Origin of the sequence: Serratia sp. CY81684 (assembly GCF_052166595.1) — a bacterium.
GTDB classification, from domain to species: Bacteria; Pseudomonadota; Gammaproteobacteria; order Enterobacterales; family Enterobacteriaceae; genus Serratia; species Serratia nematodiphila.
On record NZ_JBJNOO010000013.1, the window covers coordinates 22,323 to 30,876 of the forward strand.

Annotated in this window: 7 protein-coding genes and 1 pseudogene; all 8 read right to left on the reverse strand. The window is 53.3% G+C overall.

From position 1 onward, the window contains the following. Positions 1–34: 34 nt before the first annotated feature. A complete protein-coding gene (gene rpoB, locus ACJ8QF_RS24540; protein WP_004929900.1) occupies positions 35–4,063 on the reverse strand; it encodes a DNA-directed RNA polymerase subunit beta in 4,029 nt (1,342 codons plus the stop codon). Between the two features lie 332 nt (positions 4,064–4,395). Next, on the reverse strand, positions 4,396–4,761 hold the full coding sequence (rplL, locus tag ACJ8QF_RS24545; RefSeq protein WP_004929903.1) for a 50S ribosomal protein L7/L12: 366 nt from the start codon (positions 4,759–4,761) through the stop codon (positions 4,396–4,398). 63 nt (positions 4,762–4,824) lie between these two features. Continuing rightward, positions 4,825–5,322 carry a 50S ribosomal protein L10 gene (rplJ, locus tag ACJ8QF_RS24550; RefSeq protein ID WP_004929905.1) on the reverse strand — a complete coding sequence of 166 codons (498 nt, stop codon included), beginning with the start codon at positions 5,320–5,322 and terminating at the stop codon, positions 4,825–4,827. 338 nt (positions 5,323–5,660) lie between these two features. Further along, the gene (gene rplA / locus ACJ8QF_RS24555) at positions 5,661–6,365 is read right to left on the reverse strand and encodes a 50S ribosomal protein L1 (protein ID WP_004929908.1); all 705 of its coding nucleotides are present in this window, start codon (positions 6,363–6,365) and stop codon (positions 5,661–5,663) included. Positions 6,366–6,368: 3 nt separating this feature from the next. Next, positions 6,369–6,797: a 50S ribosomal protein L11 gene (gene rplK, locus ACJ8QF_RS24560; RefSeq protein WP_004929911.1), complete on the reverse strand. Its 429-nt coding sequence runs from the start codon at positions 6,795–6,797 to the stop codon at positions 6,369–6,371. A gap of 165 nt (positions 6,798–6,962) precedes the next feature. Further along, a complete protein-coding gene (gene nusG, locus ACJ8QF_RS24565) occupies positions 6,963–7,508 on the reverse strand; it encodes a transcription termination/antitermination protein NusG (RefSeq protein ID WP_004929914.1) in 546 nt (181 codons plus the stop codon). A gap of 1 nt (position 7,509) precedes the next feature. Beyond that, a complete protein-coding gene (gene secE / locus ACJ8QF_RS24570; protein ID WP_004929916.1) occupies positions 7,510–7,893 on the reverse strand; it encodes a preprotein translocase subunit SecE in 384 nt (127 codons plus the stop codon). Between the two features lie 259 nt (positions 7,894–8,152). Then, positions 8,153–8,554, reverse strand: a pseudogene (gene tuf, locus ACJ8QF_RS24575) (elongation factor Tu); the annotation flags it as partial.

Here is an 8,554-nt window from a genome sequence, read left to right on the forward strand (position 1 = left end):
TCCCTTAGGCGGGGAGCCTGAGCCGGAATGACGATTACTCGTCTTCCAGTTCGATGTTGATGCCGAGCGAGCGGATTTCTTTCAACAGTACGTTGAAGGATTCCGGCATGCCTGGCTCCATCCGGTGGTCGCCATCCACGATGTTTTTGTACATCTTGGTACGGCCGTTAACGTCATCCGACTTAACGGTGAGCATTTCCTGCAGGGTATAAGCCGCGCCGTATGCTTCCAGTGCCCACACTTCCATCTCACCGAAGCGTTGACCACCGAACTGCGCTTTACCACCCAGAGGTTGCTGAGTAACCAAGCTGTAAGAACCGGTTGAACGGGCGTGCATTTTATCGTCAACCAAGTGGTTCAGTTTCAGCATGTACATATAGCCAACAGTAACCTGGCGCTCGAATTGCTCACCGGTACGGCCATCGAACAGCGTGATCTGACCGGAGGTCGGGATACCACCCATTTCCAGCAGCTTCTTGATTTCAGTCTCTTTCGCACCGTCAAACACCGGCGTTGCGATCGGCATACCTTTTTTCAGGTTCTCTGCCAGACGCAGCACTTCGTCGTCGCTGAAGGTGTTCAGGTCAACTTTCTGGCAAACGTCGTCGCCCAGATCGTAGGCCTTCTGGATGAACTCACGCAGCTTGGCCACTTCCTGCTGCTGCTTCAGCATCTGGTTGATCTTCTCACCGATGCCTTTCGCAGCCATACCCAGGTGGGTTTCCAGGATCTGACCGATGTTCATACGTGATGGTACGCCCAGCGGGTTCAGTACGATGTCTACCGGCGTGCCGTTTTCATCGTAAGGCATATCTTCGATCGGGTTGATCTTGGAGATAACACCCTTGTTACCGTGGCGGCCTGCCATCTTGTCACCCGGTTGGATCTGACGTTTAACGGCCAGATAAACCTTGACGATTTTCAGCACGCCCGGCGCCAGATCGTCGCCCTGAGTGATCTTACGACGCTTGGCTTCCAGCTTCTTCTCGAAGTCGGATTTCAGTTCGTCGTACTGCTCAGCCAGCTGCTCCAGCTGGTTTTGCTTCTCTTCGTCGGTCAGGCCCAGTTCCAGCCAGCGATCGCGCGGCAGCTTGCTCAGCTTGTCGGCTTCGATGCCACCGGCAACCAGCACCGCGTGGATACGTGCGAACAGACCGGCTTCCAGGATCTGCAGTTCTTCAGTCAGGTCTTTCTTCGCCTGCTTCAGCTGCATCTCTTCGATTTCCAACGCGCGCTTGTCTTTTTCCACGCCATCGCGGGTGAAGACCTGCACGTCGATAACCGTACCGGAAACGCCGTTCGGCACACGCAGAGAAGAGTCTTTAACGTCAGACGCTTTCTCACCGAAGATCGCACGCAGCAGTTTCTCTTCCGGCGTCAGTTGGGTTTCGCCTTTAGGCGTTACCTTACCGACCAGAATGTCGCCGCCGGTCACTTCAGCACCGATATATACGATACCGGATTCATCCAGTTTGGAGAGCGCAGCTTCACCCACGTTAGGGATGTCGGCGGTGATCTCTTCAGGCCCCAGCTTGGTGTCGCGAGACACGCACGCCAGTTCCTGGATGTGGATGGTGGTGAAGCGATCTTCCTGCACCACGCGCTCGGAGACCAAGATGGAGTCTTCGAAGTTGTAGCCGTTCCAAGGCATGAACGCTACGCGCATGTTCTGGCCCAGTGCCAGCTCGCCCAGGTCTGTCGATGGGCCATCCGCCAGCACGTCGCCGCGCTCGATTGGCTCACCCAGATTCACACACGGCATCTGGTTGATGCAGGTGTTCTGGTTAGAACGGGTGTACTTGGTCAGGTTGTAAATATCGATACCTGCTTCGCCCGGGTACATCTCGTCTTCGTTAACTTTGATAACGATACGGGAAGCATCCACGTACTGGATCACACCGCCGCGTTTGGCAACGGCGGTTACGCCGGAGTCAACCGCTACAGCGCGTTCCATACCGGTACCGACCAGCGGCTTGTCAGCACGCAGGGTTGGTACGGCCTGACGTTGCATGTTCGCACCCATCAATGCACGGTTGGCGTCATCGTGTTCCAGGAATGGAATCAGTGAGGCACCAACGGAAACAACCTGTTGGGTGGATACGTCCATGTAGTCAACCTGGTCGCGGCTGAACAGGCTTGATTCGCCTTTGCTACGACAGGTGACCAGGTCTTCTACGAAGCGGCCTTCTTCATCCAGGTTGGAGTTCGCCTGGGCGATAACGAAGTTGCCTTCTTCAATAGCAGACAGGTAGTTGATCTCATCGGTCACCACGCCGTCGCGCACGCGGCGGTACGGGGTTTCCAGGAAGCCATACTCGTTAGTCTGTGCGTACACGGACAGGGAGTTGATCAGACCGATGTTTGGACCTTCCGGCGTTTCGATTGGACACACGCGGCCGTAGTGGGTCGGGTGTACGTCTCGAACTTCAAAGCCGGCGCGCTCACGGGTCAGACCGCCCGGGCCCAGTGCAGAGATACGACGCTTGTGCGTGATCTCGGACAGCGGGTTGTTCTGGTCCATGAACTGGGACAGCTGGCTGGAGCCGAAGAACTCTTTCACCGCCGCCGAAATCGGCTTGGCGTTGATCATGTCCTGAGGCATCAGGGTATCCAGATCGCCCAGAGACAGACGCTCTTTCACCGCACGCTCAACACGCACCAGACCTACGCGGAACTGGTTCTCGGCCATTTCGCCGACGGAGCGGATACGACGGTTGCCCAAGTGGTCGATATCGTCCACTTCGCCCTTGCCGTTACGGATATCGATGAGCTTCTTCATCACTTCGATGATGTCGTCTTTGCTCAGGATGCCCGAACCTTCGATCTCGTCGCGCAGCAGAGAACGGTTGAACTTCATACGGCCAACCGCGGACAGATCGTAGCGGTCTTCGGAGAAGAACAGGTTCTCGAACAGGCTTTCGGCAGCTTCGCGCGTTGGCGGCTCACCAGGACGCATCATGCGGTAGATTTCTACCAGCGAGCTCAGACGATCGTTGGTCGGATCGACACGCAGCGTTTCAGAGATGTACGCGCCGTGATCCAGATCGTTGGTGAACAGCGTTTCGATACGCTTGTGGCCGGACTGGCTCAGCTTGGCCAACAGATCCAGCGACAGCTCCATGTTGGCTGCGCAGATCAGTTCGCCGGTATTGGTATCGATATAGTCTTTCGCGACCACTTTGCCCGCGATGTACTCTACCGGTACTTCAATGCTCTGAATGTCGTCTTTTTCCAGCTGACGGATATGACGAGCGGTGATGCGACGGCCTTTCTCTACGTAGATCTTGCCGTTGGCTTCGATATCGAACGAAGCGGTCTCACCACGCAGGCGCTCAGGCACCAGCTCCATCTGCAGCTTGTTGTCGCGGATTTCGAAGACGATCTTGTCAAAGAACAGGTCGAGGATCTGTTCAGTGGTGTAGTTCAGCGCGCGCAGAATGATGGTCGCAGGCAGTTTGCGGCGACGGTCAATACGCACGAACAGGTTGTCTTTCGGATCGAACTCGAAGTCCAACCATGAACCGCGGTAAGGGATGATACGTGCGTTGTACAGCACTTTACCCGAGGAGTGGGTTTTACCCTTATCGCTGTCGAAGAATACGCCAGGACTACGGTGCAACTGAGATACGATAACCCTCTCAGTACCGTTGATCACAAAGGTGCCGTTTTCGGTCATGAGCGGAATTTCGCCCATGTAGACTTCTTGTTCCTTGATGTCTTTGACCGTACCTTCAGGCGCTTCGCGCTCATAGATAACCAGGCGCAGTTTTACGCGCAGCGGTGCAGAGAACGTCACACCACGGATCTGGCACTCTTTGACGTCGAAGACCGGCTCACCAAGACGGTAGCTAACGTATTGCAGCTCCGAATTGCCACTGTAGCTCTGGATAGGGAAAACAGAACGGAATGCGGCTTCAAGGCCGTACTGCCCTTCTGGATCTTGCTCGATAAACTTCTGGAACGAGTCAAGCTGGATAGAAAGGAGATATGGTATGTCCAGCACTTGTGGACGTTTACCAAAATCCTTACGAATACGTTTTTTCTCGGTATAGGAGTAAACCATAGGGTTCCTCAGCTCGCTGATCAGTGACCCAATCTGTCCGTCCGATTAGGGACAGTTCATGCAACACCGTTTTGTCGACCGGAAAGCGGGAACACTTTCCGCAATGTCTCTTGCCATCACGCTTAAACCATTTCATCGCGCCTTCCCCCAGAACTCCTGGTAGTGCAAAGACCGCGGTATATTAAGTCGTCAATAGAAACAAACATTGGGAGGCGAAACCAGCAGCCAAACAGTGTGAAACGCTACTGGCGCCCTACAGCGCAAAAAGGCTGGTGACTAAAAAGTCACCAGCCATCAGCCTAAAAGACTAGGCTGCAACCGGAAAGGTTGGCTTATTTAACTTCAACTTCTGCGCCAGCTTCTTCCAGAGATTTTTTCAGAGCTTCTGCGTCATCTTTGCTCACGCCTTCTTTCAGAGCGGCTGGAGCAGATTCAACCAGGTCTTTAGCTTCTTTCAGACCCAGGCCGGTAGCGCCACGTACTGCTTTGATAACAGCAACTTTGTTAGCGCCTGCAGCTTTCAGGATAACGTCGAATTCAGTTTTCTCTTCAGCAGCTTCAGCTGGGCCAGCAGCTACAGCTACAGCAGCAGCAGCAGAAACGCCGAATTTTTCTTCCATAGCGGAAACCAGTTCAACAACGTCCATTACGGACATAGCGGCAACTGCTTCCAGGATTTGGTCTTTAGTGATAGACATAACAATTGTTCCTAAAATTCAGAAATAGTTTAAATACGTTAGCAAAGGCTAAGAAAGAGTGGCTTACGCCGCTTCTTTCTGATCGCGTACTGCAGCCAGAGTGCGAACCAGTTTGCCGGCAGCGGCTTCTTTCATGGTTGCCATCAGGCGTGCGATCGCTTCTTCGTAAGTTGGCAGCGTCGCCAGGCGGTCGATTTGCGCCGCTGGGATCAGCTCACCTTCAAAGGCCGCAGCTTTAACCTCGAATTTTGCATTCGCTTTCGCGAACTCTTTGAACAGACGAGCAGCAGCGCCCGGGTGTTCGTGAGAGAATGCAATCAAGGTTGGACCGACAAACGTGTCTTTCAGGCATTCGAATGGAGTGCCTTCAACTACGCGACGCATCAGGGTGTTGCGAACAACACGCATGTAAACGCCAGCTTCACGACCTGCTTTACGCAGTTCAGTCATTTTATCTACGGTAACGCCGCGGGAATCCGCAACAACCGCAGACAGCGCGCCTTTGGCTACTTCGCTGACTTCAGCAACAATCGCTTGTTTGTCTTGAAGATTTAATGCCATTAGCTTTTTGCTCCTGGATTAGCCGGGGAAAATCCCCCGGAACTCACTTCACTCGGCGCTTTGTAAAACGCCACGCCGAGCGGCTTAACACGGTGAGCAGAATCCAGCAAAGACATTCTTTTATAAAAAAGAAAAATTTTCTTAGGCTCTGTCACCGTCTACGCAGGAAGGATTAAGTATCTCGCGATACACCTGCGGTCTTGGACGGAGGCCTGGATAGGCCAGGCTCCAACCGAAAAATCTTTGTTTTGCCTACGGCATAGCCAATAGCAAAACCTTGGGGCATAAGATTCTAGACAAATCTCGGCCCCAAGTCAAAGCGATAATCGCAAGTGCGATTAGTTCGCTGCGGCAGACAGACCGCTCTGATCGATAGCAACGCCAGCACCCATGGTGGTGGAGAGGCTAACTTTCTTGATGTACATACCTTTCGCCTGAGAAGGTTTTGCTTTTTTCAGCGCAACCAGCAGGGCTTCCAGGTTTTCTTTCAGTTTGTCTGCGTCGAAATCAACCTTACCGATGGTGGTATGGATGATGCCGTTTTTGTCGTTACGGTAGCGAACCTGACCTGCTTTAGCGTTTTTCACAGCTTCAGCAACGTTCGGAGTAACGGTACCCACTTTCGGGTTTGGCATCAGGCCACGTGGACCCAGGATCTGGCCCAGTTGACCAACAACGCGCATTGCATCCGGGGAAGCAATAACAACGTCGAAGTTCATTTCGCCTTTCTTGATCTGCTCAGCCAGATCGTCCATACCTACCAGCTCTGCGCCTGCAGCTTTCGCAGCTTCAGCGTTAGCGCCTTGGGTAAATACGGCAACGCGAACGGAACGACCGGTGCCGTGTGGCAGAACGGTAGCGCCACGAACGTTTTGGTCAGATTTACGAGCGTCGATGCCGAGGTTAACGGCAACGTCAACGCTTTCTACGAATTTAGCGGTGGCCAGCTCTTTCAGCAGAGCAACAGCTTCAGTGATGTCATACTGTTTAGTAGCATCAACTTTGTCACGGATCACGCGCATGCGCTTGGTCAGCTTAGCCATCTCTTAATCCTCCACTACCAGGCCCATGGAACGAGCGGTACCTTCGATGGAGCGAGTCATCGCTTCAACGTCAGAACCAGTCATGTCCGCAGCTTTGGTTTCTGCGATTTCACGTACCTGAGCACGGGTCACTTTACCTACTTTGTCTTTGTTCGGCTTACCGGAACCAGACTTGATACCAGCCGCTTTTTTCAGCAGAACTGCTGCTGGCGGGGTTTTGGTAACGAAAGTGAAGGAGCGATCAGAATAAACGGTGATAACAACCGGAATCGGCAGACCTTTTTCAATGCTGTCAGTCTTAGCATTGAACGCCTTACAGAATTCCATGATGTTAACGCCCTGCTGACCCAGAGCTGGACCCACTGGTGGGCTCGGGTTAGCCATACCAGCTGCAACTTGCAGCTTAACGTAGGCTTGTACTTTCTTAGCCATTTAAATTTCCTCGGTTTGGGTAGTATCGCCTCGTGAGAGGCTCCCCGTGTTTAACCTCGCCGGACAAACATCAGGCAAGGCATCTAAAAACAAAAGGCGCGAAATTGTAGTTCAATTTCGCGCCTTTGACAAGCGGCAACAGGCCGCTTACTGCTGATTATTCGATCAGCCTTTTTCAACCTGGCTGAAGTCCAGTTCCACCGGCGTTGCACGGCCGAAGATGGAAACGGAAACTTTCAGGCGGCTCTTCTCGTAATCGACTTCTTCGACCACGCCGTTGAAATCGGCAAACGGGCCGTCGTTGACGCGCACCAGCTCGCCCGGCTCGAACAGCGTTTTCGGACGCGGCTTGTCACCAACCTGCTGCAGGCGGTTCATGATCGCATCAACTTCTTTATCGCTGATCGGCGCTGGACGGTCAGACGTACCGCCGATAAACCCCATGACGCGCGGTACGCTGCGCACCAGGTGCCAGCTGGCGTCATTCATCACCATCTGCACCAGCACATAGCCAGGGAAGAACTTACGCTCGCTCTTGCGACGCTGGCCGCCACGGATTTCAACCACTTCTTCCGTAGGCACCATCACTTCGCCGAACAGCTCTTCCATATCGTGCAGTTTGATGTGTTCACGCAGCGATTGCGCTACGCGACCTTCAAAACCGGAAAACGCCTGAACGACGTACCAACGTTTTTTTGGAGCTTCAGACATTTTAGAACCTCAGGCCAGTAATAAACGACACCAGACGGACCAGAATACCATCCAGTCCCCACAGAATCAGTGACATCACGGCGGTTACCGCGGCAACGATCAACGTGGTGTGTAGCGTTTCCTGACGAGTTGGCCAAATCACTTTACGTACTTCGGTACGCGCTTCACGGGCAAACGCAACGGTGGCTTTGCCTTTGGTGGTCATCAGAGCCACTGCACCTGCAACGGCGATGATCAGCACAACTGCCAGCGCGCGCAATGGCAGGCTTAAATCACGGTAGTAATAGTTACCGACAATAGCCACAACCAACAGAACGGCGACGATCAGCCACTTTGCCGCTTCCAGGCCGCGTCCGCTCCCTTGAGCCTCGGTATTCGCACTCATAAACCAACCTGTCACAATGATGATTCAGAACAAACAACTTTGCCTCGCATTGCGAGGCAAACCAAACCGATCGGATACCGCACTAGCGATACCCCGGTGTTTTACGCCATGACGTATTCAGTCAATACGGTTTAAGAGCCCATCTCACCAATGATTATGACTGCAAAATCGCTGATGAGATAGGTTCTAGTTCACAGCGTAGAAAAAGGGCATCAAATGATGCCCTTTTACCGCGTGTCGCGTCAAACTTTATCAGCGATTAAGCGATAACTTTAGCAACAACACCAGCGCCTACAGTACGGCCGCCTTCACGGATTGCGAAACGCAGACCGTCGTCCATCGCGATTGGGTGAATCAGGGTTACAACCATGTTCACGTTGTCGCCTGGCATTACCATCTCTACGCCTTCTGGCAGTTCGATGGTACCGGTCACGTCAGTGGTACGGAAGTAGAACTGTGGACGGTAGCCTTTGAAGAATGGCGTGTGACGACCACCTTCATCTTTGCTCAGGATGTACACTTCAGATTCGAACTGGGTGTGCGGCTTGATGGAGCCTGGCTTAGCCAGTACCTGACCACGTTCGATTTCTTCACGTTTGATACCACGCAGCAGAACACCTACGTTCTCACCAGCACGGCCTTCGTCCAGCAGTTTGCGGAA